Annotated in this window: 25 protein-coding genes; 15 read left to right on the forward strand and 10 right to left on the reverse strand. The window is 60.8% G+C overall.

Annotated features, from left to right (window positions below; all coding sequences use genetic code 11):
- Window positions 1–2: 2 nt before the first annotated feature.
- From ACJ8KE_RS00130 to amiA, 3 genes are all read right to left on the reverse strand, one after another.
- Window positions 3–458, reverse strand: coding sequence for a YaiI/YqxD family protein (locus tag ACJ8KE_RS00130; RefSeq protein ID WP_028127767.1), 456 nt, complete (start codon window positions 456–458; stop codon window positions 3–5).
- Complete coding sequence (gene hemF, locus ACJ8KE_RS00135; protein ID WP_016926774.1) at window positions 458–1,378, reverse strand: oxygen-dependent coproporphyrinogen oxidase; 921 nt, start codon at window positions 1,376–1,378, stop codon at window positions 458–460. The genes ACJ8KE_RS00130 and hemF overlap by 1 nt, the downstream gene beginning before the upstream one ends.
- Before the next feature lie 65 nt (window positions 1,379–1,443).
- Window positions 1,444–2,325 carry an N-acetylmuramoyl-L-alanine amidase AmiA gene (gene amiA / locus ACJ8KE_RS00140; RefSeq protein WP_049299544.1) on the reverse strand — a complete coding sequence of 294 codons (882 nt, stop codon included), beginning with the start codon at window positions 2,323–2,325 and terminating at the stop codon, window positions 1,444–1,446.
- A gap of 205 nt (window positions 2,326–2,530) precedes the next feature.
- On the opposite strand from amiA, the gene ACJ8KE_RS00145 reads away from it, so the two are divergent.
- Complete coding sequence (locus tag ACJ8KE_RS00145) at window positions 2,531–2,956, forward strand: GNAT family acetyltransferase (RefSeq protein ID WP_004936504.1); 426 nt, start codon at window positions 2,531–2,533, stop codon at window positions 2,954–2,956.
- 41 nt (window positions 2,957–2,997) lie between these two features.
- Here the strand turns inward: ACJ8KE_RS00145 and ACJ8KE_RS00150 are convergent, their stop codons facing one another.
- Window positions 2,998–3,396 carry a YgiW/YdeI family stress tolerance OB fold protein gene (locus tag ACJ8KE_RS00150; protein WP_016926776.1) on the reverse strand — a complete coding sequence of 133 codons (399 nt, stop codon included), beginning with the start codon at window positions 3,394–3,396 and terminating at the stop codon, window positions 2,998–3,000.
- A gap of 174 nt (window positions 3,397–3,570) precedes the next feature.
- Between ACJ8KE_RS00150 and ACJ8KE_RS00155 the strand changes: the two genes are divergently transcribed.
- The 10 genes from ACJ8KE_RS00155 (at window position 3,571) to ACJ8KE_RS00200 (ending at window position 13,095) form a co-directional block, all read left to right on the forward strand.
- Window positions 3,571–4,035: a DUF2919 domain-containing protein gene (locus ACJ8KE_RS00155; protein ID WP_079452163.1), complete on the forward strand. Its 465-nt coding sequence runs from the start codon at window positions 3,571–3,573 to the stop codon at window positions 4,033–4,035.
- Window positions 4,036–4,191: 156 nt separating this feature from the next.
- The gene (locus tag ACJ8KE_RS00160) at window positions 4,192–4,779 is read left to right on the forward strand and encodes an RpoE-regulated lipoprotein (RefSeq protein ID WP_004936494.1); all 588 of its coding nucleotides are present in this window, start codon (window positions 4,192–4,194) and stop codon (window positions 4,777–4,779) included.
- 177 nt (window positions 4,780–4,956) lie between these two features.
- Window positions 4,957–5,856, forward strand: a complete 900-nt coding sequence (locus tag ACJ8KE_RS00165) for a Dyp-type peroxidase (RefSeq protein ID WP_308383456.1) — start codon at window positions 4,957–4,959, stop codon at window positions 5,854–5,856.
- A 201-nt stretch (window positions 5,857–6,057) separates the two neighbouring features.
- Window positions 6,058–7,080, forward strand: a complete 1,023-nt coding sequence (locus ACJ8KE_RS00170) for a sulfate ABC transporter substrate-binding protein (RefSeq protein ID WP_442517050.1) — start codon at window positions 6,058–6,060, stop codon at window positions 7,078–7,080.
- Entirely contained in the window at window positions 7,081–7,920 is an 840-nt protein-coding gene (gene cysT / locus ACJ8KE_RS00175; RefSeq protein WP_019453852.1) for a sulfate/thiosulfate ABC transporter permease CysT, read from the forward strand. It begins immediately after the preceding gene.
- A complete protein-coding gene (gene cysW / locus ACJ8KE_RS00180) occupies window positions 7,920–8,795 on the forward strand; it encodes a sulfate/thiosulfate ABC transporter permease CysW (protein WP_021505625.1) in 876 nt (291 codons plus the stop codon). Before cysT ends, cysW begins: the two co-directional genes overlap by 1 nt.
- A complete protein-coding gene (gene cysA / locus ACJ8KE_RS00185; protein WP_025303786.1) occupies window positions 8,785–9,873 on the forward strand; it encodes a sulfate/thiosulfate ABC transporter ATP-binding protein CysA in 1,089 nt (362 codons plus the stop codon). The genes cysW and cysA overlap by 11 nt, the downstream gene beginning before the upstream one ends.
- 81 nt (window positions 9,874–9,954) lie before the next feature.
- Window positions 9,955–10,836 (forward strand): cysteine synthase CysM, encoded by an 882-nt coding sequence (gene cysM / locus ACJ8KE_RS00190; RefSeq protein ID WP_123867776.1) that lies wholly within the window; start codon window positions 9,955–9,957, stop codon window positions 10,834–10,836.
- A 252-nt stretch (window positions 10,837–11,088) separates the two neighbouring features.
- The gene (locus ACJ8KE_RS00195; RefSeq protein ID WP_016926783.1) at window positions 11,089–11,769 is read left to right on the forward strand and encodes a response regulator transcription factor; all 681 of its coding nucleotides are present in this window, start codon (window positions 11,089–11,091) and stop codon (window positions 11,767–11,769) included.
- Window positions 11,770–11,775: 6 nt separating this feature from the next.
- A complete protein-coding gene (locus ACJ8KE_RS00200) occupies window positions 11,776–13,095 on the forward strand; it encodes an ATP-binding protein (RefSeq protein ID WP_079452164.1) in 1,320 nt (439 codons plus the stop codon).
- Between the two features lie 300 nt (window positions 13,096–13,395).
- Here the strand turns inward: ACJ8KE_RS00200 and crr are convergent, their stop codons facing one another.
- From crr to cysZ, 5 genes are all read right to left on the reverse strand, one after another.
- Window positions 13,396–13,905: a PTS glucose transporter subunit IIA gene (crr, locus tag ACJ8KE_RS00205; protein ID WP_004936467.1), complete on the reverse strand. Its 510-nt coding sequence runs from the start codon at window positions 13,903–13,905 to the stop codon at window positions 13,396–13,398.
- A gap of 49 nt (window positions 13,906–13,954) precedes the next feature.
- Window positions 13,955–15,682: a phosphoenolpyruvate-protein phosphotransferase PtsI gene (ptsI, locus tag ACJ8KE_RS00210; RefSeq protein WP_015378671.1), complete on the reverse strand. Its 1,728-nt coding sequence runs from the start codon at window positions 15,680–15,682 to the stop codon at window positions 13,955–13,957.
- A 46-nt stretch (window positions 15,683–15,728) separates the two neighbouring features.
- Window positions 15,729–15,986: a phosphocarrier protein Hpr gene (ptsH, locus tag ACJ8KE_RS00215; RefSeq protein WP_004936458.1), complete on the reverse strand. Its 258-nt coding sequence runs from the start codon at window positions 15,984–15,986 to the stop codon at window positions 15,729–15,731.
- A gap of 399 nt (window positions 15,987–16,385) precedes the next feature.
- Window positions 16,386–17,354, reverse strand: coding sequence for a cysteine synthase A (gene cysK / locus ACJ8KE_RS00220; RefSeq protein ID WP_016926786.1), 969 nt, complete (start codon window positions 17,352–17,354; stop codon window positions 16,386–16,388).
- Between the two features lie 185 nt (window positions 17,355–17,539).
- On the reverse strand, window positions 17,540–18,298 hold the full coding sequence (gene cysZ, locus ACJ8KE_RS00225) for a sulfate transporter CysZ (RefSeq protein ID WP_033639704.1): 759 nt from the start codon (window positions 18,296–18,298) through the stop codon (window positions 17,540–17,542).
- Window positions 18,299–18,519: 221 nt separating this feature from the next.
- On the opposite strand from cysZ, the gene zipA reads away from it, so the two are divergent.
- The 3 genes from zipA (at window position 18,520) to ACJ8KE_RS00240 (ending at window position 21,855) form a co-directional block, all read left to right on the forward strand.
- On the forward strand, window positions 18,520–19,539 hold the full coding sequence (zipA, locus tag ACJ8KE_RS00230) for a cell division protein ZipA (RefSeq protein ID WP_306376892.1): 1,020 nt from the start codon (window positions 18,520–18,522) through the stop codon (window positions 19,537–19,539).
- Between the two features lie 79 nt (window positions 19,540–19,618).
- Window positions 19,619–21,640: an NAD-dependent DNA ligase LigA gene (gene ligA, locus ACJ8KE_RS00235; RefSeq protein WP_004936443.1), complete on the forward strand. Its 2,022-nt coding sequence runs from the start codon at window positions 19,619–19,621 to the stop codon at window positions 21,638–21,640.
- The gene (locus ACJ8KE_RS00240; protein ID WP_004936441.1) at window positions 21,640–21,855 is read left to right on the forward strand and encodes a DUF3820 family protein; all 216 of its coding nucleotides are present in this window, start codon (window positions 21,640–21,642) and stop codon (window positions 21,853–21,855) included. Before ligA ends, ACJ8KE_RS00240 begins: the two co-directional genes overlap by 1 nt.
- A 26-nt stretch (window positions 21,856–21,881) precedes the next feature.
- Here the strand turns inward: ACJ8KE_RS00240 and ACJ8KE_RS00245 are convergent, their stop codons facing one another.
- Window positions 21,882–22,874 (reverse strand): bile acid:sodium symporter family protein, encoded by a 993-nt coding sequence (locus ACJ8KE_RS00245; protein WP_193843000.1) that lies wholly within the window; start codon window positions 22,872–22,874, stop codon window positions 21,882–21,884.
- A gap of 96 nt (window positions 22,875–22,970) precedes the next feature.
- Between ACJ8KE_RS00245 and ACJ8KE_RS00250 the strand changes: the two genes are divergently transcribed.
- Entirely contained in the window at window positions 22,971–23,891 is a 921-nt protein-coding gene (locus tag ACJ8KE_RS00250) for a LysR family transcriptional regulator (RefSeq protein WP_016926791.1), read from the forward strand.
- The last annotated feature ends 1 nt before the right edge of the window (window position 23,892 follow it).

Here is a 23,892-nt window from a genome sequence, read left to right on the forward strand (position 1 = left end):
AGTCACTGCGCCCGTTTCGCCTGCAGCAGCCATTTGTCCAGCTCGTTGGCGAACTGCTGGCGGTCGCGCTGGTTCAGGGCGTTCGGGCCGCCGGTCTGAATGCCGCTGGCGCGCAGGGTATCCATAAAATCGCGCATGTTGAGGCGCTCGCGGATGGTGTCCGGCGTGTAGCGCTCGCCGCGCGGGTTCAGCGCCACCGCACCTTTCTCGATCACCTCCGCCGCCAGCGGGATGTCGGCGGTGATCACCAGATCGCCCGCTTCGCAGCGGCGCACGATCTCGTTATCGGCCACGTCGAAGCCGGCCGCCACCTGCAGCGAACGGATGTGCTTCGACGGCGGCGTGCGCAATGGCTGGTTAGCCACCAGCGTGACGGTGATGGCGGTGCGATCGGCGGCGCGGAACAGCACCTCTTTGATCACGTTCGGACAGGCGTCCGCATCGACCCAAATCTGCATCATTTCGACTCCTGCAGCCAGTCGCGCACCGGCAGGAAATCGCGCGCCAGCGCCGCTTCCGGGCTGTCGGCCTCCGGCTGGTAGTTATATTCCCAACGCACCAGCGGCGGCATCGACATCAGGATGGACTCGGTGCGCCCGCCGGTTTGCAGCCCGAACAGCGTGCCGCGATCCCACACCAGGTTGAACTCCACATAGCGGCCGCGGCGATACAGCTGGAACTGGCGCTCGCGCTCGCCCCAGGTCAAGGCCTTGCGTTTTTCGACGATCGGCAGATAAGCGTCGAGGAAGCCCTGGCCCACCGCGCGGGTGAAGGCGAAACAATGGTCGAAATCCGGGGTGTTCAGATCGTCGTAGAACAGGCCGCCGATGCCGCGCGCTTCGTTGCGATGCTTGATGAAGAAGTAATCGTCGCACCACTGTTTATATTTGGGGTAGACCTCGTCGCCGAACGGCGCGCACAGCTCGGCCGCGGTGCGGTGCCAGTGCACGGCATCCTCTGCGAAACCGTAGAACGGCGTCAGGTCAAAACCGCCGCCGAACCACCACACCGGGGCTTCGCCCGGTTTTTCGGCGATGAAGAAGCGCACGTTGGCGTGGCTGGTGGGCACGTAGGGGCTGAGCGGGTGGATAACCAATGAGACGCCCATCGCCTGGAAGCTGCGTCCGGCCAGTTCCGGACGGTGCGCGGTCGCCGAGGCCGGCAGGGTGGCGCCGGAGACGTGCGAGAAGTTGACTCCTGCCTGTTCGAACACCGCGCCGTTGGTCAGCACGCGGCTGCGGCCACCGCCGCCTTCTTCACGCGTCCATTGGTCTTCGGTGAACACGGCGCCGCCGTCGGCCTGGGCGAGCTGCGCGCAGATGTGATCCTGCAGCGCCAGCAGGAAGGATTTTACTTCAGCGATGTTAGGTAAACTCATGCGGGGTCTTTATAGCGTCTGGCTGAACAAGGCGCTGAGTATACTCTTATTCGCCGCCCGCGGCATCAGCGGGGTTTGCGTTGGTGTGCGTCGAAATAGTCGAAGAAGTTGACGATGCCGTCCGCGATGGCGCGGGCGATTTTCTCGCGAAACGCGGTGGTGCCCAGCAGCCGTTCTTCGTTCGGGTTGGTGATGAACGAGGTTTCCACCAACACCGAGGGGATGGACGGGGATTTCAGCACCGCGAACGCCGCCTGTTCGGTGCTGTCGCTGTGCAGATGGTGCACCGGGCGAATTTGACCGAGCACGTGGCGGCCGAGCGTCAGGCTGTTGTTGATGGTGTCGGTTTGCACCAGATCGAACAGCACCTGCTGCAGGTAGTTGTCCTGATCCTTGTACTTGCCGCCCGCCACGTCGTCGGCGGCGTTTTCACGGTTGGACAGGTAGCGCGCCATGGCGCTGCTGGCGCCGCGGTTGGAGAGGGCGAACACCGAAGCGCCGGAGGCCGACGGGCTGGTAAAGCCGTCGGCGTGAATCGAAATGAACAGGTCGGCCTGGTGCTGGTGGGCGATCTCGACCCGCTGGAACAGCGGAATGAACTCATCTTCTTCGCGCGTCAGGCGCGCCTCGACGTGATCGTGCTCATGCAGGAAACGGCGCACGTGGTTGGCGATTTCCAGCACGATGTGTTTTTCCTGCGAGCCTTCGTGGCCGACCGCGCCGGAGTCGATGCCGCCGTGGCCGGGATCGATCATCACCCGCTTTTTGCCGCCGGCCGGTTTCGCCGCCGGTTTGCTGTGCTGATTGCGCAGCAGGCCTTCCGCCTTGGCGCTGTGGTTTTTCACGCCGAACAGCGCCACCGCCAGGCCGGAAAGCAACAGTTGGCGTCGCGTCGGGGAAACGGCAAGCGGCTTAAAATTGAGGAATTGTTTACCCTGCTTTTTCATTACGCAACGCTCCGTCGACGTTTCTATTTTGCGACGTTATATCGTATTGATAATCATTAATCGACCCGATAACTATTTCCATTTATTACGCCTGTTACCGGCGATTTCCGGGCAAAATAGCGCGCTAAATCGCAGTTTGATATTGCGTAAGTGAATAATCACGCGATAATCAGATAAACACCTTAATTAACAGCGGCCAACATCGATGGAAATTCGCGTATTTCGACAAGACGACTTTGAAGAAGTCATTACCCTGTGGGAGCGCTGCGATCTGCTGCGGCCCTGGAACGATCCGGAAATGGACATCGAGCGCAAGCTGAACCACGATCCGGAGCTGTTCCTGGTGGCGGAAGTCGGCGGCGAAGTGGTCGGTTCGGTGATGGGCGGCTATGACGGCCACCGCGGCTCGGCGTATTACCTCGGGGTGCATCCCGACTATCGCGGGCGCGGCATCGCCAATGCGTTGATCAACCGTCTGGAGAAGAAGCTGATCGCCCGCGGCTGCCCGAAGATCCAAATTATGGTGCGCGAAGACAACGACACGGTGGTTGAGATGTACGAGAAGCTCGGCTACGAAATCCAGGGCATCACCAGCCTGGGCAAGCGGCTGATCGAAGATCAGGAATATTGATCGAGCGGCGGACGGCGGTATAGCCCGCCCGCCGCATCGCATTACGGCAGCTTTTTGACGGTTTTCACGTCCACTTCCACGCTGCTCCAGTCTTTATCCACTTTCCCTTCCAACTGCACCTTGTCTTTCGGCGTGACGGTTTGGCCGTTCCAGCGCTTGCGATCGATCTCGACCGTCAGGGTGCCGGTGGCGTCGCGGAAGGTGTAGGTATCGTCGCCGATGCGCTGCTCGATGTTGCCCTGCAGCATCACCCAGGTGTCGTCGCTCAGCGATTTCACCTTGTCCACGGTGGTCAGCGCCGCGCTGGGGCCGGAGAAACCACCTTGTGCGGTGGTTTGCGTTTGAGCCTGCGGCGCGGCCGGATCGAGGAACCCGCCTTGTTGCGCCAGTACCGGTGCGCTGCACAGCGCGATCAGAGCGGCCAGAGTCAGTTTTTTCATGTTGCGCTTCCTTATCGTTATTGAAAATCACATCCCGCTGATATCGGGGGCTTGCTTAGTGATAGGGATTAAAACACGCCGATCTTAAGAGCTTCTTAAGCCGACGCATTGAAATTCCCATCGCCGGCGCCCATCTGTAGCCATAGTCTTTATTCTGTTGGCAAGGAACGATCGTTGAAGCCATTCTCACCCCGGTTTTCCCCGGATGATTACGACCAGCACGGCGCGCTGCGGCTGCCGCTGGGATTTTGGGCCGTGCTGATTTTGCAGGCGCGCACCTGGCTATTGTTCGTGATGGCCGGCGTTTCGCATGAGCAGGGCGAAAGCTTGCTGGCGCTGTTTTATCCGGATACCCAACGCTTTTGGTACGGCATGCTGCTCGGTCTGCCGGCGGCGCTGGCGTTTTTGCTGAGCGGCCGTCGCCACCAATGGCCGCGGCTGTGGCGCGGTTGGCGCTGGGGGCTGGCTGTCTCGCTGCTGGCGTCGCTCGGCGGCTCGCTGTTCAGCCTGTGGCGCCAGGACGGCGATGCGCCGGGGCTGGAGCTGGCGTTGGCGTTACTCGACGCGCTGGCGCTGAGCTATCTGTTGCTGAATGCGCGTCTGAAAGCCTGTTTCGCGCCGGCGGAGCACGCCGACTAATTGCCGAGAAGTGCGGCACTTTTCGCATTTTCCGCACTCCAAGCTGGCAACCGTTGGCGTAGTGCGGGCCGTTGTGAGAGGCTGGCATGCAGTAAAACGCCGAGTGCGGCAGGGGCGGGTTACCGCCCCGAGCCATTGATGTTTAAGGAGCTAGAGATGAATATTCGCCCCCTGTTGTTAGGGCTTCCGTTGTTACTGACCGGCTGTTCGAGCATGTCCAATTTCTCTTGGTCCAGCCTGTCGCCGTTCAACTGGTTCGGCAGCAGCCTGGAGGTCGGCGCCAAGGGCGTCGGCAAGCTCAACGCTGGCACGCCGATGTCGGAAAGCGCCATCAATGACGGGCTGGACGGCAACTACCGCCTGCGCGGCGGCATGGCGACCAACAACGGCCAGATCGTCTCTTATTACCAGGCGCTGTCCGGCGACGAAGTGAAACTGGTGATCACCGGCGAACCGAAAGGGCGCCTGCAGCGCGTGGACGTGCTGGATCCGAAAGTGGCGACGGAGTGGGGCAACAAGCTCGGCACGCCGTTCGGCGATATGTACAGCAAGGCGTTCGGCTCCTGTAAGCCGGGCAGCGGCGAAGACGCCGGTAAAGTGGAGTGCGTGGCGGAGCAGAGCAAGTACGTCACCTACATCTTCAGCGGCAAGTGGGCCGGGGCGCAGGATATCATTCCGCCGGACGACACCCTGAAAAGCTGGACGGTCAGCAAAATCATCTGGCACGCCAAGCCGCAGCAGTAACGCGTTCAACGGGCGCCGGTTCGCGGCGCCTGCCTTTTCACGCCATTACCCCTATTTTCTTTGCGCTGCTGCAAGGCAATCGCCCGCGCTTGCGGTATGATAGCGCGCGTTTGTAACAGGGAACCCGCGCGTCAACCGCCATACCTGTTGCCTGGTTTTGGTATTGAGGATAACAACATGACACAGGTTCAGAGCGGCATTCTGCTGGAGCACTGCCGTTTCGCCATTTTTATGGAAGCCAGCGTACAGGGCGAATTCGCCGACTTGCGCCAGGGCTGCAAGCAGTTTTGTCAGACCCTGAGCGAGCTGCAGCAGCAGTTCCCCGATGCGCGCCTCGGCGCGGTGATCGCTTTCGGTTACGACGTCTGGCACGATCTCTCCAGCGGCCAGGGCGCGAAAGAGTTGAAGCCGTTCACGCCGCTCGGCAAAGGGCTGGCGCCGGCCACCCAGCGCGATATGCTGATCCACATCCAGTCGCTGCGTCACGACGTCAACTTCACGCTGGCGCAGGCGGCGTTGGCGGCGTTCGGCAACGTCATCAAGATTGAAGAAGAAACCCACGGTTTCCGCTGGGTGGAAGAGCGCGATCTGAGCGGCTTCGTCGACGGCACCGAAAATCCGCAGGGCGATCAGCGCCCGGCAGTGGCGACGATCGCCGAAGGCGAAGAGGACGCAGGCGGCAGCTACGTGCTGGTGCAACGCTACGAGCACAACCTGCGCCAGTGGCAGCGCTTTACCACCGAACAGCAGGAGCAGATCATCGGCCGCACCAAGCACGATAGCGAAGAGCTGCCGGCGGATCGGCGCCCGGATACCTCGCACGTCAGCCGCGTCGATTTGAAAGAGAACGGCAAGGGCCTGAAAATTCTGCGTCAGAGCCTGCCTTACGGCACCGCCAGCGGCAAGCACGGCCTGTTCTTCATCGCCTATTGCGCGCGCTTGCACAATATCGAGCAGCAGCTGCTGAGCATGTTCGGCGATCTGGACGGCAAACGTGACGCGATGTTGCGCTTCAGCCGTGCAGTGACCGGCAGCTACTACTTTGCGCCATCGCTGACGCGCCTGCTGTCACTTTGACGCCGTCGCCGAAGCCGGCGCGTCCGGCTTCGGTCCGTTTTCCCGTCCCGAAAACGCCTCGCATTCCCTGCCTTATAGCGTTTGATGCTTGTAAATCACTAAACGGTATATAAAAGCGTTACAGCTCCGCACCGAGTTATAAATACACTGGTCGTCAATAAGGCGAAAGCCTGAAGGAATGACTCAGTGATAAGGTGCAGAATGAAACAAAACCGGGTTAAAAATCTCGTGCTGAAAGGTTGGCTGGCGGCTGCGCTGTTGGCGAGCGGCGCCGCGTCGGCGGCGGAAATGCTGAACAGCTCTTATGACGTTTCCCGTGAATTGTTCGTCGCGCTGAATCCCGGCTTTGAACAGCAGTGGAATCAGCAGCATCCGAACGACAAGCTGACCATCAAACAATCGCACGCCGGCTCGTCGAAGCAGGCGCTGGCGATCCTGCAGGGCCTGCGTGCCGACGTGGTGACGTACAACCAGGTCACCGACGTGCAGATCCTGCACGATCGCGGGCAGCTGATCCCGGCGGACTGGCAGGCGCGCCTGCCGAACAACAGCTCGCCGTTCTATTCCACCATGGCGTTTCTGGTGCGCAAGGACAACCCGAAGGGTATCCACACCTGGAACGATCTGGTGCGCGACGACGTGAAGCTGGTGTTCCCGAACCCGAAAACCTCCGGCAACGGCCGTTACACCTATCTGGCCGCCTGGGGCGCGGCCAGCCAGGCTGACGGCAACGATGCGGCCAAGACCCGCGCCTTCATGACCCGCTTCCTGAAAAACGTGCTGGTGTTCGATACCGGCGGCCGCGGCGCGACCACCACCTTCGTCGAGCGCGGTTTGGGCGACGTGCTGATCAGCTTCGAGTCCGAAGTGAACAACATCCGCAAGCAATACGGTGAAGACAAGTACGAAGTGATCGTGCCGCCGGTCGATATTCTGGCGGAGTTCCCGGTGGCCTGGGTCGACAAAAACGTCGAGCGCAACGGCACCGAGCAGGCGGCCAAAGCCTATCTGAACTACCTCTACAGCCCGGCGGCGCAGCAGGTGATCACCAGCTTCTACTACCGCGTCTATGACCAGAAAGCGATGGCTGCCGCGAAGGGGCAATTCCCGGACACCCAACTGTTCCGGGTGGAAGACCAGTTCGGCGGCTGGCCGCAGGTGATGCAAACCCACTTCGCCACCGGCGGCGAGCTGGATCAGCTGTTAGCGGCAGGGCGCAAGTAAATGTTGGCGTTGTCGTCCAGTAAGCGGGTGCTGCCCGGATTTGGCCTCAGCCTCGGCAGCAGCCTGTTTTATACCTGTTTGATCCTGCTGCTGCCGCTCACCGCGCTGGTGATGCAGCTGGCGCAGATGAGCCTGGCGCAGTACTGGGAAGTGATTTCCAACCCGCAGGTGGTGGCGGCGTATAAAGTGACGCTGCTGGCGGCCGGCGTCGCCAGCCTGTTCAACGCGGTGTTCGGTATGCTGATGGCCTGGATCCTGACGCGCTACCGTTTTCCCGGCCGTTCGCTGCTGGACGGCCTGATCGATTTGCCGTTCGCGCTGCCGACGGCGGTAGCCGGCCTGACGCTGGCCGGTCTGTTTTCCACCACGGGCTGGTACGGCCAGTGGCTGGCGCACTTTGACATCAAGGTCACCTTCACCTGGCTTGGGATCGCGGTGGCGATGGCGTTCACCAGCCTGCCGTTTGTGGTGCGTACCGTGCAGCCGGTGCTGGAAGAGTTAGGGCCGGAGTACGAAGAGGCGGCCGAGACGCTGGGCGCCACGCGCTGGCAGAGTTTTCGCCGCGTGGTGCTGCCTGAAGTGGCGCCGGCGCTGCTGGCCGGCACCGCCATTTCCTTTACCCGCAGTCTGGGCGAGTTCGGGGCGGTGATTTTCATCGCCGGCAATATCGCCTGGAAGACGGAAGTGACCTCGCTGATGATTTTTGTGCGTTTGCAGGAATTCGATTATCCGGCGGCCAGCGCCATCGCCTCGGTGATCCTTGCGGCGTCGCTGCTGCTGCTGTTCAGCATTAACGTCTTGCAAAGCCGCTTCGGCAGACGTTTAGGAGGAGGGCACTGATGGCTGATATTTCCGCCTTCAACGGCGCCGAGCGCCCGCGCGTCAACTGGGGCAAGTGGACGCTGATCGCTATCGGTACGCTGTTCTCGGTGCTGCTGCTGGTGGTGCCGATGATGTCGATTTTCGCCGAGGCCTTCTCCAAAGGGGTTGGCGCGATGTGGAGCAACTTGCTCGATCCGGACATGCTGCACGCCATCTGGCTGACGGTCTTGATCGCGCTGATCACCGTGCCGTTCAACCTGGTGTTCGGTACGTTGCTGGCGTGGCTGGTGACGCGTTTCACCTTCCCCGGCCGCCAGCTGCTGCTGACGCTGATCGACATCCCGTTCGCCGTTTCACCGGTGGTGGCGGGGCTGATTTATCTGCTGTTTTACGGCAGCAACGGCCTGCTGGGCGGCTGGCTGGATGCGCATAACATCCAGATCATGTTCTCCTGGCCGGGCATGGTGCTGGTGACCATCTTCGTCACCTGTCCCTTCGTGGTGCGCGAGCTGGTGCCGATGATGCTCAGCCAGGGCAGCCAGGAAGATGAGGCCGCCATTCTGCTGGGGGCGTCCGGCTGGCAGATGTTCCGCCGCGTGACGCTGCCCAACATTCGCTGGGCGTTGCTGTACGGCGTGGTGCTGACCAACGCGCGCGCCATCGGCGAGTTCGGCGCGGTGTCGGTGGTGTCTGGTTCGATTCGCGGCGAAACCTACAGCCTGCCGCTGCAGGTCGAGCTGTTGCAGCAGGATTACAACACCGTCGGCGCTTTTACCGCTGCCGCGCTGCTGACCCTGATGGCGATCGTTACCCTATTTTTGAAGAGTGCGCTGCAGTGGCGTCTGGAACGTCAAAATGCGCGTCTTGAGCGGGAGGAAAATCATGAGCATTGAGATTAACGGCATCAACAAGTACTTCGGTCGCACCAAGGTATTGAACGATATCTCGCTCGATATTGCTTCCGGCGAGATGGTGGCGCTGCTCGGTCCATCCGGTTCCGGCAAGACCACGCTGCTGCGCATCATCGCCGGGCTGGAAAGCCAGAGCGGCGGCAAGCTGGGTTTTCACGGTACCGACGTCAGCCACATGCATGCGCGCGACAGACGTGTCGGCTTCGTGTTTCAGCACTATGCGCTGTTCCGCCACATGACGGTGTTCGACAATATCGCCTTTGGCCTGACCGTGCTGCCGCGCCGCGAGCGGCCGAACGCTGCGGCGATCAAACAGAAAGTCACTCAGTTGCTGGACATGGTGCAGCTTGGCCATTTGGCCAATCGCTACCCGTCGCAGCTGTCCGGCGGCCAGAAACAACGCGTGGCGCTGGCGCGCGCCCTGGCGGTGGAACCGCAAATTCTGCTGCTGGACGAGCCGTTTGGCGCGCTGGATGCGCAGGTGCGTAAAGAGCTGCGTCGCTGGCTGCGCCAGCTGCACGAAGAGCTGAAGTTCACCAGCGTATTCGTCACCCACGATCAGGAAGAGGCGATGGAAGTGGCCGACCGCATCGTGGTGATGAGCCAGGGCAATATTGAACAGGTTGGCTCGCCGGAGGAGATTATGCGCGAGCCGGCCAGCCGTTTCGTGCTGGAGTTTATGGGGGAAGTGAACCGTCTGAACGGCGAAATTCGCGGCTCCCAGCTGTTCGTCGGCGCGCACCAGTGGCCGCTGTCGTTCCAGCCGATGCACCAGGGCAGCGTCGATCTGTTCCTGCGCCCGTGGGAAATGGAAGTGGCGACCGAGAGCAGCGAGCGCTGCCCACTGCCGGTTCAGGTATTGGAAGTCAGCCCGCGCGGCCATTTCTGGCAACTGACGGTGCAGCCGATCGGCTGGCATCAGGAACCGATAAGCATAGTGTTGCCGGAAGGCAACGCCACGCCGGTGCGCGGCGGCCGTTATTACGTCGGCAGCCTCAATGCGCGGCTGTATGCCGGCGATCAACTGCTGCAACCTGTTGCGTTAGCCAAAAGCGCCTGATAGGTTTTAGCCGTCCTTTTCTTCAAGGCAACCCCGGGGTTGCCTTTTTACTTTACGCACACCAACACACAGGCAAAGATCGTGACAACGCTCGAACAATGCATCGGGAATACCCCGCTGGTAAAACTGCAACGGCTGGCCGCCCAGGCGGGCAGCGAGGTATGGGTCAAACTGGAAGGCAACAACCCGGCGGGATCGGTGAAGGATCGCGCCGCGTTGGCGATGATTCAGCAGGCGGAGCTGCGCGGTGAGATCAAGCCCGGCGACGTGCTGATCGAGGCCACCAGCGGCAACACCGGCATTGCGCTGGCGATGATCGCTGCATTGAAAGGCTATGCGCTGAAGCTGCTGATGCCGGAGAACATGAGCCTGGAGCGGCAGGCGGCGATGCGCGCCTACGGTGCGGAACTGATCCTGGTCAGCCGTGAGCAGGGGATGGAAGGGGCGCGCGATCTGGCGCTGGAGATGCAGCGCCAGGGGCAGGGCAAGGTGCTGGATCAGTTTAACAATCTCGACAATCCCTATGCCCACTTCACCACCACCGGCCCGGAGATCTGGCGCCAGACCGAAGGGCGTATCACGCACTTCGTTTCCAGCATGGGCACCACCGGCACCATTACCGGCGTGGGCGGTTATCTGAAAAGCCAGAACCCGCAGGTGCAGATCGTCGGCCTGCAGCCTGCGGAGGGCAGCAGCATCCCCGGCATTCGCCGTTGGTCGCCCGCTTACCTGCCGGGGATTTTCCGCCCGGAGCTGGTGGATCAGGTGTTGGATATCGAACAGGGCGATGCCGAGCAGACCATGCGCCAGTTGGCGCAGCGTGAAGGCATTTTCTGCGGCGTCAGCTCCGGCGGTGCCGTAGCCGGCGCCTTGCGCATCGCGGCGGCCCATCCTGGCAGCGTGGTGGTGGCGATCGTCTGCGATCGCGGCGACCGTTACCTCTCTACCGGCGTGTTCGACTGATCGCTCCTTCCCGGCGGTGTGTTCCGTCGGGAGAATCTTTCCCACTTTCCTTCCGACAGACGGCAGCCCCGCTTGCGTGGTAGCTGCCGCTTGCTCGTGCGCCAATGCCATGACTGAAGTAGAGAAATTGCGCGGCAGCGACCACAATAACGGTGGCGAGACGCAAAGAGCGATGTGTAAGGATTGAGTAAAACCGGCTGCGGGCCGGCGGAATTGGCGGGAAAATAACGAAAATCGGTGAAGGAGCAAGGCATGAAAATTTTACTGGTCGACGATGACCTGGAGCTTGGCACCATGCTGAGCGAATACCTGACGGGCGAAGGCTTCGACGCCACGCTGGTGCTGACCGGCAAGGCGGGGGTTGAGGGCGCGCTGTCGGGCGACTATACCGCGATGATCCTCGACATCATGCTGCCGGACATGAGCGGCATCGACGTGCTGCGCGATGTGCGTAAAAAGAGCCGGCTGCCGATCATCATGCTGACCGCCAAAGGCGACAACATCGATCGGGTGATTGGCCTGGAGATGGGTGCTGACGATTACATGCCCAAACCGTGCTACCCGCGCGAATTGGTGGCGCGTCTGCGCGCGGTGCTGCGCCGTTTCGAAGAGCGGCCGCAAGAGGCGGACGAGGAGGCCGCCATCAGCTTCGGCGAGCTGACGCTGAACCCTTCAACCCGCAGCAGCGAATGGCGCGGTAAGGCGTTTGATCTGACCGCTTCGGAATTCAATCTGTTGGAGCTGTTGCTGCGCGCGCCGGATCGTGTGGTATCGAAGGACGAACTGTCCGAGAAGGGGCTGGGGCGCCCGCGCGAGGCCTATGATCGCAGCGTGGACGTGCATATCAGCAATATCCGCCAGAAGCTGAGCGCGCTGGCCGGCAGTAAGCTCAGCATCGAGACGGTGCGCAGCATCGGCTATCGCATTCGGTAACCTGACATGCGCGGAAGACTGTTCTGGAAAATTTTACTCGGCTTTTGGCTGACCTTTCTCATCATGACGCAGGCGCTGTGGGTGGCGTTTTCTCTCTATGGCGATCGCTATGTGCCGCCGGAGAACGTCATGGCGCGGCGGGTCATCGGCCTGCAGCTGACCTCGGCCGCCACTCAGTTGCGCCGCGGCGGCATGCCGGCGCTGGAAGCCTTGATGCGCGACTGGCCCGAGGACGATCGGCGTCTGCTGTCGGTGACGCCAATGACCCAACCGCCGCCTGCGCCGGAAGAACCGGTGTTTGAAGGGCGGCGGATGCCGAAAGCGATTTCCGCCTGGGTGCAGACCGGGGAAGGGCAGGGTTACTGGCTGAGCTATGACGTGCGCGGGCTGCGGGAAGAGTATCGGCCGGAGCGGCGTTCCCACTTCTTCAACATTCCTGCGCCGATGCTGTGGGTCGGCGGGCTGGGCGGTTTGCTGTTCAGCGCCGTGCTGGCCTGGAACCTGACCCGGCCGATGCGTCAGCTGCGCGGCGGCCTGGATCGGGTGGCGCAGGGCGATCTCTCGGTGCGGCTGTTTCCGACGATGCGGCGCCGCCATGACGAGCTGTCCGACGTGGCGCGCGATTTCGACACTATGGCCGAACGCCTGGAGCTGTTGGTCAGCGCCCGCGAGCAGCTGTTGCACGACGTCTCGCACGAGCTGCGTTCACCGTTGGCGCGCCTGCAGCTGGCGATCGGACTGGCGCGACAGAATGCCGGCAACGTCGAAACCTCGCTCAAGCGCATCGAACATGAGTCGGGGCGGCTGGACAAAATGATCGGCGAGCTGCTGGCGCTGTCGCGTACCGAACACAGCAGCCTGCCGGACGAAGAGTATTTCGATCTGTACGGCCTGGTGGATGCGGTGGTGAGCGATGCGCGCTACGAGGCGCAGGTGCCCGGCGTGGATATCGTGCTGCAGGCCGAATCGGACGTGGAGTATACCGTCAAGGGCAATGCGGAGCTGATGCGGCGAGCGGTGGACAACATCGTGCGCAATGCGCTGCGCTTTTCCATCCACGGGCAGCGGGTGACGGTGGCGCTGTCGCGCGTCGATAACCAGTTCCAGATCGCCGTCAGCGATCAGGGGCCGGGGGTCGAAGAGGCGAAGCTGTCGAGCATCTTCGATCCGTTCGTGCGCGTGAAGTCGGCGCAGTCGGGCAAGGGCTACGGCCTGGGGCTGGCGATTACCCGCAAGGTGGTGTTGGCGCACGGTGGCCAGGTTGAGGCGCGCAACGGCGACAAAGAGGGGCTGGTCATTACCCTGCGTATCCCGCGCTGGCAATAATAGACTATCTTACTTGCCATTTTGAACTAGGGCAGTGCACGCCTTCGTCACGTACTGCGTGTACGCTTCGAAGGTTGCGCGCTGCCCATGTTCAAACTGCCTGCGCCGATAACGCCTATTATCCGCGGCATACCCAAAGGATTTCGAATTGCAGCTAGGCGGCAAGCGGGGGAATCTCCGGGAGCTTACTCCGGTAAGTGACCGGGGTGAGCACGTGCGGCCAACAACGCTGCGGTTCGAAAGACGAAGGGGATAAAAAAAAACGGCGCCGAGGGCGCCGTTTTTCTTGCTCATCCGCGATTACTTCTTGATGCGGATGATCGGGGTTTCGCCAACGGTCACGCTGCCCGACAGTTTGATCAGCTCTTTGATCTCGTCCATGTTGGAGATAACGACCGGCGTCAGGGTAGACTTGGCTTTCTCTTCCAGCAGTGGCAGGTTGAACTCGATAACGACGTCGCCTTTCTTGACGCGCTGGCCTTCTTCGGCGATGCGTTTGAAGCCTTCGCCTTTCAGTTCTACGGTATCGATGCCGAAGTGGACGAACAGCTCAATGCCGCTGTCGGATTCGATAGAGAATGCATGGTTGGTTTCGAAAATCTTGCCGATGGTGCCGTCAACCGGAGCAACCATTTTGTTGCCGGCCGGTTTGATGGCGATACCGTCGCCAACGATTTTTTCAGCGAACACTACGTCCGGCACATCTTCGATATTGACGATTTCGCCAGAAAGGGGAGCGACGATCTCGATAGTGCCCGTGTCTTTCTTGTCATCAGAAACCAGAGATTTCAGTTTATCGAACAAACCCATGATCTTCTCCTAAGCATTAAATTGGGCGGCGTTCCAGTGTCGTGGAAGTTTAGCAGAGCGTTTTTTCTTCGATGAATTTATTGACGCAATTCATCAGGTCTTGTGCCGTTGGCTGTGCCAAGGCCTGCGCTGCCAACGCCTTCACATCTTCGAAATTCGTGTTACGAATAATTTTCTTGATGCGCGGGATTGAAATCGCACTCATGCTGAACTCATCCAGCCCCATGCCCAATAACAACAGTGTAGCACGCTCATCGCCAGCCAGTTCGCCGCACATGCCGGTCCACTTGCCTTCCGCGTGAGATGCATCAATAACCTGTTTGATCAGGCCAAGCACTGATGGGGACATCGGGTTATAGAGATGAGAAATCAGCTCGTTGCCGCGATCTACCGCCAGAGTATACTGGGTTAGATCGTTTGTCCCAATACTAAAGAAGTCGACTTCTTTCGCCAGGTGGTGAGCGATGACCGCCGCAGCCGGTGTTTCCACCATCACGCCCACTTCGATGCTCTCGTCAAACGCCTTGCCTTCTTCGCGCAGTTGCGCCTTCAGCGTCTCGATTTCGCCTTTCAGATCGCGCACTTCTTCCACGGAGATGATCATCGGGAACATGATGCGCAGTTTGCCGAACGCCGAGGCGCGCAGGATGGCGCGCAGCTGGGCGTGCAGGATTTCACGGCGGTCCATCGCGATGCGGATGGCGCGCCAGCCGAGGAACGGGTTCTCTTCCTTCGGCAGGTTCATGTACGGCAGGTCTTTGTCGCCGCCGATGTCCATGGTGCGGACGATCACAGCCTGCGAGCCCATGGCTTCTGCCACGGCTTTATAAGCCTGGAACTGCTCGTCTTCGGTCGGCAGCGAGTCGCGATCCATGAACAGGAATTCGGTACGATACAGGCCGACGCCTTCCGCGCCGTTGCGCTCTGCACCCGCGACGTCGCGCACGGTGCCGATGTTGGCGCAGACTTCAACCTGATGGCCGTCCAGCGTAATCGCCGGCAGATCCTTCAGCTTGGCCAGATCGTTTTTCTCGGTGATGTATTGGTTCTGGGCGGCTTTCAGCTGATCGATCACATCAGCGGTCGGGTTAACGTAAATTTTGTTGTTAACCGCATCCAGAATCAGGTAGTCGTCGTTTTTCACCTGCTTGGTCACGTCGCTGGTGCCGACGATCGCCGGCAGCTCCAGGGAGCGCGCCATGATAGAGGTGTGGGAGGTGCGGCCGCCGAGATCGGTGATGAAGCCCAGCACTTTGTCCAGGTTCAGCTGCGCGGTCTCGGACGGGGTCAGATCGGTGGCCACCAGGATCACTTCGTCCTGAATGGAACCCAGATCGACGATCGGCATGCCCAGAATGTTCTGCAGCAGGCGTTTGCCGATGTCGCGCACGTCGGCGGCGCGTTCTTTCAGGTATTCGTCGTCCAGCTCTTCCAACGCTTTCGCCTGGCCTTCGATCACGGTGTAGGCGGCGGCGTCTGCGGAGGCCAGATCGTCTTTGATTAGGGCTATGATTTCCTGCTCAAGCTCTTCGTCTTCCAGCAACATGATGTGGCCTTCGAAGATAGCTTCCTTCTCTTCGCCGAAGGTTTCGCCAGCTTTGGTCTTGATCGCTTCCAGCTGTTCGGACGCTTTCGCGCGGCCAGCCAGAAAACGCGAGACTTCCTGCTCTACTTGATCAGCAGAGATTTTCTTCCGGTTGATGACGATGTCGTCTTCTTTCAGCAAGAGAGCCTTACCAAAAGCGATGCCCGGTGATACTAAAATGCCTGAAATCATAACCCTACCTTACTCTTGACTGGTGTTAACTAAAAAGACGGGCCGATTACTCAAGCTCTGCCATCAGTTTTACCAAGTGCTCAACGGCTTTCTGCTCGTCTTCACCTTCAGCTGAGATGGTCACTACGGTCCCTTGAGTCAGCCCCAGAGTTTGCAGTTTGAACAGGCTTTTAGCGCTGGCGCTTTTGCCGTTGGAGGTCACGGTGATGTCAGACGTGAAGCCTTTGGCTTCTTTAACGAACTGAGCGGCAGGGCGAGTATGCAGACCATTCGGAGCGGTAATAGTAACTTCTTGCTGGAACATTGATGTTTCCCCAACTTATTGGATTAATGTTGTGGAGTTAAAGTTTAGCCCAGGGGCCTGACTTTAACTTGTCTGGTTATAGCGCCTGACTATGGACAGGGGCGAACGTTGATGCAACAGAAAACGACGCGTTAGGCACTTCAGATCAAAAAACTCGGCTTTAGACGTCGTTCCAATCCGCTCCCCATTATGCCCGATTCGCCGCGTCGGCGACAGATGAGTAAATCGATTCAGCCTCGACCAGGCTCGGAGAGTGATTAATTTTGCGCATCGAAATAATGCACCGTTAAATACTAAAGGCGACGGGCAAAAGCAATCTTGGACTGCTATAAAGTTTGATCCAGTCCACAAAAAAGCACCCCGCAGGGTGCTTTTTTAGCGATTTGTGCAGTGGCGGAATTACTGCTGCAATTCCTGCTCGGTGAACAGATCGGCGAACAGCGCGGTGCTGAGATAACGTTCGCCGGAAGAGGGCAGGATGACCACAATGGTCTTGTCGGCGAACGCCGGTTCTTCGGCCAGTTTTACCGCCGCTGCGACCGCTGCGCCGGAGGAGATGCCTGCCAGGATGCCTTCTTCGTCCATCAGGCGGCGTGCCATGCTGATGGCTTCGTCGTTGGAGATTTTTTCGACGCGATCCACCAGGTCAAGATCGAGGTTGCCTGGTATGAAGCCGGCGCCGATGCCCTGGATCTTGTGCGGGCCCGGTTTCAGCTCTTCACCGGCCAGCGCCTGGCTGATGACCGGCGAGTCGGTCGGCTCGACCGCCACGGTCGTGATGGCCTTGCCTTTGGTGTTCTTGATGTAGCGGCTGACGCCGGTCAATGTGCCGCCGGTGCCGACGCCGGAGATGAACACGTCGACTTCCCCATCGGTGTCTTCCCAGATTTCCGGGCCGGTGGTTTTTTCATGGATGGCCGGGTTGGCCGGGTTGCTGAACTGTTGCAGGATCAGGTAACGGTTTGGATCGGTGGCGACGATCTCCTCCGCTTTGGCGATGGCGCCTTTCATGCCTTTCGCCCCTTCGGTCAGCACCAGATTGGCGCCCAGCGCCTTGAGCAGCTTGCGGCGTTCGATGCTCATGGTTTCCGGCATGGTCAGCGTCAGCTTGTAACCGCGCGCGGCGGCGACGAAGGCCAGCGCGATGCCGGTGTTGCCGCTGGTCGGCTCCACCAGTTCCTTGCCGGCGGTCAGCACACCGCGTTGTTCCGCATCCCAAATCATATTGGCACCGATGCGGCATTTGACGCTGAAGCTCGGGTTGCGTGATTCAACCTTGGCCAGAATGCGTCCGTTGCCGATACGGTTCAGACGAACCAGCGGCGTATGGCCGATTGTTAATGAGTTGTCTTCATATATCTTGCTCATAGCCCGTCCTTTAACTCTATGAAAATGTGGGGAACATCGAAAGCATACGCTAACAGTACCGGCAGGGAAGTAAAGAATTGGTATATCTATATGTTATTAGGAAATAAGTTTTAAGCACAATGATAAGGGCGCGAAATGCGCGCCCTGTCGAAAATTTCCGCGCTGTCGGCGGCAAAAAACGGCGGTTATCGGACGAATTGCGAGCGGTAGCGATCGACCCACATCGCGGTGGCGCCGCAGACGGCGACCGGCAGGATCACCAGGTTGAGGATCGGGATCATGGTAAACAGGCTGACCAGCGCGCCGAACTGCAGGTTGTCGGTTTTGTGCTGGCGCAGTGCGCGGCGCATGTCGGCAAAGCTCACCTTGTGGTTATCGAACGGATAGTCGCAATACTGAATCGCCAGCATCCAGGCGCTGAACAGGAACCACAGCACCGGCGCCACCGTCTGGCCGATGCCGGGCACGAAGTACAGCGCCAGCAGCAGCAGCGCGCGCGGCAGGTAATACATCAGTTTGCGCCATTCGCGCGCCATGATGCGCGGCAGATCTTTGGCGATGCCGAGCAGGCCGGTGTCCGGCAGCGGTTTGCCGGTCAGGCTGCCTTCGAGCTGTTCGGCCAGCAGACCGCAGAACGGCGCGGCGATCAGATTGGTGATGGTGCTGAACAGATAGCTGAACACCAGCAGCACCGAAATGACCGCCAGCGGCCACAGCAGGTAGCTCAACCATTGCAGCCAGTCGGGAACGTGGCTCATCATCGCCGGGATCCAGTCGCCGAGGCGGCTGAACAGCCACCAGAAAGCGGAACCCATCAGCAGCACGTTGACCAGCAACGGCAGGACCACATAGCGTTTAATCCCCGGGCGTGAAATCAGGCGCCAGCCTTCGGCGAAATAGTGAATGCCGCTGGTCGATCGGGGAGGGGGCTGCGTATAGGACATATCTTAAGTTATCTCGTTGTCTGAACAGGCATCATTATCATATAGGGATGATTTTCCACTGGCTAGGGTAGGGTTGGCTGAAAAACCAGCAGAAAAAGGCAGTATAATCATCTTTATTGGCATAAAGTTCAGCACGGACTTGCACTTGTGTGCGCGGGCAAATAGAGTTAAAGAGTGAATGTTTGCCGCGGTGGCAATGTATTGGAACAACAGAGATAGCAATGATGCAGGATTTGCGTCTGATATTAATCGTTGTTGGCGCGATCGCCATAATAGCGCTGTTATTGCACGGTCTGTGGACCAGTCGCAAAGAACGGTCAGCGCTCTTCCGCGATCGCCCAGCCAAACGTTCCCAAAAGGAACGTGAACAAACTCCGATCGACGATCTCGAAGAAGGCGTCGGTGAGGTGCGCGTACGCGCCGCTCACCCGCAAGACGAGCCGTCATTCGGCCATTTCGATGCCGCACGCGAAGAACCCGTGGCCGCGCCGAAGCCCGCTCCGGCGGCTGCGCCTGCGCCCCGCGCCGTTCAGCCGGCCGCTCATCAGACGCCGCCTCCGCTGTCTCAGCGGCCGGAGTATGATGACATCCTGCTGAACAACTACGCGCCGGACGAAGAACCGGCCGAGCCGCAGCAATCGCAACCGGCCGCGCGCCGCGAGCCACGCGTTGACGATCTGCCGCATGAACATGAGGCGCCGCTGGCGGCGGAACCGGCATTCCACGCCGAACCCGCCCCGGTGCAGCAAGCGCCGGAAGTGAAGCCAGCGTCGGAACCTGCACCGCAACAGCCGGCCGCTGCGCCAGTACAGGCTAAACTGAAAGAGACCGTGCTGGTGCTGCACGTCGCGGCCCATCAGGGCGGCGTGATCGGCGGCGAAGTGCTGCTGCAGAGCGTGTTGCAAGCGGGCTTCCAGTTTGGCGAGATGGGCATCTTCCACCGCCATATCAGCCCGGCCGGCAGCGGCCCGGTGCTGTTCAGCCTGGCGAACATGGTCAAGCCGGGGTCGTTCGATCCTGACATGATGTCCGATTTCTCCACGCCGGGCGTGTCGATGTTCATGATGGTGCCGTCTTACGGCGACGCCAATCAGAACTTCAAGCTGATGCTGCAGTCGGCGCAGCGCATCGCCGACGACGTGGGCGGTGTGGTGCTGGATGACGAGCGCCGCATGATGACGCCGCAGAAGCTGGAAACCTACAAAGCGCGTATCCGTGAAGTGTTGGAAAACAACGCCTGACCGGGTTGCCGCGCGCACTGAACATCCGTAACAACAAAGCCCCCGCTAGCCGGGGGTTTTTTATCTTTGATGGTGAGCCATGGAATCGATAATCCAACAAATCAATCAACTACGAGCCACATTGCGCCATCATGAATACCAGTATCATGTACTGGATGCGCCGGAAGTGCCGGATGCGGAATATGACCGCCTGATGCGCGAACTGCGCGAGCTGGAGAGCGCGCATCCGGAACTGATCACCGCCGATTCACCGACCCAGCGTGTGGGCGCGGCGCCGCTGGCGGCGTTCGACCAGGTGCGTCACGAAGTGCCGATGCTGTCGCTGGACAACGTATTCGACGAAGAAAGCTTCCTGGCGTTTTACAAGCGCGTGCAGGACAGGCTCAAAAGCAGCGATCCGCTGACCTTCTGCTGCGAACTGAAGCTGGATGGCCTGGCGGTCAGCCTGCTGTATGAAGACGGCGAACTGGTGCGCGCGGCGACGCGCGGCGACGGCACCACCGGCGAGAACATCACTACCAACGTGCGCACCATTCGCGCCATCCCGTTGCGCCTGACCGGCGACAATATCCCGCGCCGGCTGGAAGTGCGCGGCGAAGTGTTCATGCCGCAGGCCGGTTTTGAACAGATGAACGAAGAGGCGCGGCGCAAAGACGGCAAGGTATTCGCCAACCCGCGCAACGCCGCCGCCGGCTCGCTGCGCCAGCTCGATCCGCGCATTACCGCCAAACGCCCGCTGACCTTCTTCTGCTACGGCGTCGGCCTGCTGGAAGGCGGCGAGCTGCCGCGCAGCCACTTTGAGCGCCTGATGCAGTTCAAGGCCTGGGGCCTGCCGGTCAGCGATCGCGCCCAGCGCCGCACCGGCAGCGAGGAAGTGCTGGCGTTCTATCGCCAGGTCGAGCAGGACCGCGCACAGCTCGGTTTCGACATCGACGGCGTAGTGATCAAGATTGACGATATCGATCTGCAGGAAACGCTGGGCTTCGTGGCGCGTGCGCCGCGCTGGGCGACGGCGTTCAAATTCCCGGCGCAGGAGCAGATCACCGTGGTGCGCGAAGTGGAGTTTCAGGTTGGCCGCACCGGCGCGATTACGCCGGTGGCCCGCCTTGAGCCGGTGCTGGTGGCCGGGGTGACCGTCAGCAATGCGACCTTGCACAACGCCGATGAAATTGAGCGGTTGGGGCTGCGCATCGGCGATACGGTGATCGTGCGCCGCGCCGGCGACGTGATCCCGCAGGTGGTGGGGGTGCTGGAAGACCGTCGGCCGCAGGATGCGCGCGAAGTGGTGTTCCCGCTGCACTGTCCGGTGTGCGGCTCCGACGTTGAGCGCGTGGAAGGCGAAGCCGTGGCGCGCTGCACCGGCGGGCTGATCTGCGGCGCGCAGCGCAAAGAGGCGTTGAAGCACTTCGTTTCCCGTCGCGCGCTGGACGTCGAGGGCATGGGTGACAAGATCATCGAGCAGCTGGTGGACAAGGAGTACGTGAAGAACCCGGCCGATCTGTTCCGCCTGTCCGCCGGCATTCTGACCGGTCTGGATCGCATGGGGCCGAAATCGGCGCAGAATCTGGTCAACGCGTTGGAGAAATCCAAGCAGACCACCTTCGCCCGTTTTCTGTATGCGCTCGGCATTCGCGAGGTCGGTGAAGCGACCGCCGCCAACCTGGCTGCGCATTTCGGTTCGCTGGAGAAGCTGTTCGCCGCCGATATCGAGGCGCTGAAAGAAGTGCCGGACGTCGGCGAAGTGGTGGCCAAACACACCCGCAATTTCCTCGATGAAGCGCTCAATCAGCAGGTGATCAACGAGTTGGTGGGCGCCGAGATCGGCATCCGCTGGCCGGCGCCCGTGGTGGTGGTAGCGGAAGAGATAGACAGCCCGTTCGCCGGCAAAACCGTGGTGCTGACCGGCTCGCTGAGCCAGCTGTCGCGCGACGAAGCCAAAGATCGCCTGACGGCGCTGGGCGCCAAGGTCAGTGGCAGCGTGTCGAAGAAAACCGATCTGGTGATCGCCGGCGAAGCGGCCGGCTCCAAGCTGGCGAAGGCGCAGGAGCTGGGTATCGCCGTGATCGACGAAGCGGAAATGATCCGCCTGCTGGGTGACTGATGGAAAAGGAAAACCTGCTGGAGATCGCCAACACCGTGATGCCGTTCGGCAAGTACCAGGGGCGGGTGCTGATCGACCTGCCCGAAGAGTACCTGCTGTGGTTCGCCCGTAAGGGCGAATTCCCCAAAGGCAAGCTCGGCATGCTGATGGAGATGACGCTGGCGATTAAAATCGAAGGGCTTGACCACCTGGTCAAGCCGCTGAAGAAAAGCTGATCTGACGGGCCTCGGCCCGTCTTTTTTTACCCGCGCGACGCCTGCGCGTTGGGCACCGCCTGCTGCGTCTGCTGCTTGCGTTGATACCTTTTGGCCAGCACTGCGCAGGTCATCAACTGCACCTGATGAAACACCATCAGCGGCAGCACCATGATCCCCACCGTCGCCGCCGGGAACAGGATATTGGCCATCGGAATGCCGTTCGCCAGGCTCTTCTTCGATCCGCAGAACACGATGGTGATTTCGTCCGCTTTGCTGAACCCCAGCCAGCGCGCCATGTAAGTGTTCACCACCAGCACGAACGCCAGCAGCACGATGCTGCCGCCGACGATAAACGCCAGCGAACCGATCCCTACTTGATGCCAGATGCCGTGCGTCACCGCCTCGCTGAAGGCGGCGTACACCACCAGCAGAATCGAGGTCTGGTCGGTTTTGCCGATAAGCGGGCGATGGCGCTCGATCCAACCGCCGATCAGCGGCCGCAGCAGGTGGCCGGCGACGAACGGCACCAGCAGCTGCAGCACGATCGAGCCCACCTGCCGCAGGCTGCCGGTATCGCCGTGCACGTTCATCAGCAGGCCGACCAACAGCGGCGACACGAAGATCCCCAGCAGGCTGGAGGCGGAGGCGCTGCACACCGCCGCCGCCACGTTGCCGCCCGCCAGCGAGGTGAAGGCGATGGCTGACTGCACGGTGGCGGGCAGGATGCACAGATAGATGAAACCGGCGTACAGCTCGGGGCTGACGTCGATCGGCGCCCACCAGGCGAACAGCATCCCCAGCGCCGGAAAAATGATGAAGGTGCTGAACATCACCCACAGATGCAGCCGCCAGTTATTGCTGCCGGCCAGGATGGCCTCGCGCGACAGCTTGGCGCCGTGCATGAAGAACAGCAAGGCGATGGCGGCGATGGTCAGGGCGTTGAGCCAGCCGACGAACTCGCCGCGCGCCGGCAGGAACGACGCCAGCAGCACGGTGGCGATCAGCGTCAGGGTAAAACGATCGGGCAGGAATCTCATGGCGATGCGCTCGGGTAGAAAATCGATGGGGCTATTCTCCCGCGCGGGGATATAATAATTAAATTGATTTATTTAATTCATCTATGAATAAAACACATGAATTACTCACTCAAACAGCTGCGGGTGTTCGTCGTTGTCGCCCGCCACGGCAGCTTCAGCCGCGCCGGCGAGGCGATCGGCCTGACGCAATCGGCGGTCAGCCACAGCGTGAAAGAGCTGGAGGCGGAGGTCGGCGTGCGTTTGCTGGATCGCACCACGCGTGAAGTGGTGTTGACCGACGCCGGCCTGCGGCTGGCCAACCGGGTTGAACGGTTGCTGGACGAACTGCAGGCTGCTTTGCTGGATGCGCGCAGCTTTGGCGTACAGCGCAGCGGCACGGTGCGGGTGGCGACGAGCCAGACCATTTCCGCCCATCTGATGCCGCAGTGCATCGCCGCCGGCGAGCGCCAATACCCGGAGATCCGCATCATGCTGCGCGATCAGGCGCAGCAGCAGGTGCTGCACAGCGTGCGTAACGCCGAGGTGGATTTCGGCATCGTGGTCGATCCGGTGCAAGCGGTGGATCTGGAGTGCGAAGCGGTGCTGCATGAACCGTTCCTGTTGCTGTGCCGCGACGATCACCCGTTTGCTGCGCAGCAGGCGGTGCGTTGGTCGGCATTGAACGGCTGCCGTCTGGTGCTGCAGGATTATGCGTCGGGCAGCCGGCCGCTGATCGACAGCGCGCTGAGGCAGCAGGGGGTCGAAGCGCAGGTGGTGCAGGAAATCGGCCATCCGGCGACGCTGTTCCCGATGGTGGCGGAGGGGATCGGCATCAGCATTTTCCCGGCGTTGGCGCTGCCGCTGCCGGAAGGGGGGCGGCTTCGGGTACGGCGGCTGGTGCCGGAAATTAACCGCGCGCTGATGCTGGTGCGGCGCAAGAACCGCTCGCTGACGCCGGCGGCGGAGGCCATCTGGCAGGTGGCGCGTCAGCAGGCGGCGCTGCTGCAACAGCGCCGGCGGGAAAACGCGGAATATTGAC

Origin of the sequence: Serratia sp. CY56464 (genome assembly GCF_052168435.1) — a bacterium.
GTDB classification, from domain to species: Bacteria; Pseudomonadota; Gammaproteobacteria; order Enterobacterales; family Enterobacteriaceae; genus Serratia; species Serratia marcescens.

Excerpts from the sequence above, each read along its gene's own strand:
- hemF (WP_016926774.1), bottom strand. The coding sequence starts at position 1,378 with ATGAGTTTACCTAACATCGCTGAAGTAAAATCCTTCCTGCTGGCGCTG.
- ptsI (WP_015378671.1), bottom strand. The coding sequence starts at position 15,682 with ATGATTTCAGGCATTTTAGTATCACCGGGCATCGCTTTTGGTAAGGCT.
- ACJ8KE_RS00150 (WP_016926776.1), bottom strand. The coding sequence starts at position 3,396 with ATGAAAAAACTGACTCTGGCCGCTCTGATCGCGCTGTGCAGCGCACCG.
- crr (WP_004936467.1), bottom strand. The coding sequence starts at position 13,905 with ATGGGTTTGTTCGATAAACTGAAATCTCTGGTTTCTGATGACAAGAAA.
- ACJ8KE_RS00245 (WP_193843000.1), bottom strand. The coding sequence starts at position 22,874 with ATGAGATTCCTGCCCGATCGTTTTACCCTGACGCTGATCGCCACCGTG.
- cysT (WP_019453852.1), top strand. The coding sequence starts at position 7,081 with ATGTTGGCGTTGTCGTCCAGTAAGCGGGTGCTGCCCGGATTTGGCCTC.
- ACJ8KE_RS00170 (WP_442517050.1), top strand. The coding sequence starts at position 6,058 with ATGAAACAAAACCGGGTTAAAAATCTCGTGCTGAAAGGTTGGCTGGCG.
- ACJ8KE_RS00250 (WP_016926791.1), top strand. The coding sequence starts at position 22,971 with ATGAATTACTCACTCAAACAGCTGCGGGTGTTCGTCGTTGTCGCCCGC.
- amiA (WP_049299544.1), bottom strand. The coding sequence starts at position 2,325 with ATGAAAAAGCAGGGTAAACAATTCCTCAATTTTAAGCCGCTTGCCGTT.
- cysW (WP_021505625.1), top strand. The coding sequence starts at position 7,920 with ATGGCTGATATTTCCGCCTTCAACGGCGCCGAGCGCCCGCGCGTCAAC.
- ACJ8KE_RS00160 (WP_004936494.1), top strand. The coding sequence starts at position 4,192 with ATGAATATTCGCCCCCTGTTGTTAGGGCTTCCGTTGTTACTGACCGGC.
- ACJ8KE_RS00200 (WP_079452164.1), top strand. The coding sequence starts at position 11,776 with ATGCGCGGAAGACTGTTCTGGAAAATTTTACTCGGCTTTTGGCTGACC.
- ptsH (WP_004936458.1), bottom strand. The coding sequence starts at position 15,986 with ATGTTCCAGCAAGAAGTTACTATTACCGCTCCGAATGGTCTGCATACT.
- ACJ8KE_RS00195 (WP_016926783.1), top strand. The coding sequence starts at position 11,089 with ATGAAAATTTTACTGGTCGACGATGACCTGGAGCTTGGCACCATGCTG.
- zipA (WP_306376892.1), top strand. The coding sequence starts at position 18,520 with ATGATGCAGGATTTGCGTCTGATATTAATCGTTGTTGGCGCGATCGCC.
- ACJ8KE_RS00165 (WP_308383456.1), top strand. The coding sequence starts at position 4,957 with ATGACACAGGTTCAGAGCGGCATTCTGCTGGAGCACTGCCGTTTCGCC.
- ligA (WP_004936443.1), top strand. The coding sequence starts at position 19,619 with ATGGAATCGATAATCCAACAAATCAATCAACTACGAGCCACATTGCGC.
- cysK (WP_016926786.1), bottom strand. The coding sequence starts at position 17,354 with ATGAGCAAGATATATGAAGACAACTCATTAACAATCGGCCATACGCCG.
- cysZ (WP_033639704.1), bottom strand. The coding sequence starts at position 18,298 with ATGTCCTATACGCAGCCCCCTCCCCGATCGACCAGCGGCATTCACTAT.
- ACJ8KE_RS00130 (WP_028127767.1), bottom strand. The coding sequence starts at position 458 with ATGCAGATTTGGGTCGATGCGGACGCCTGTCCGAACGTGATCAAAGAG.
- cysA (WP_025303786.1), top strand. The coding sequence starts at position 8,785 with ATGAGCATTGAGATTAACGGCATCAACAAGTACTTCGGTCGCACCAAG.
- ACJ8KE_RS00240 (WP_004936441.1), top strand. The coding sequence starts at position 21,640 with ATGGAAAAGGAAAACCTGCTGGAGATCGCCAACACCGTGATGCCGTTC.
- ACJ8KE_RS00145 (WP_004936504.1), top strand. The coding sequence starts at position 2,531 with ATGGAAATTCGCGTATTTCGACAAGACGACTTTGAAGAAGTCATTACC.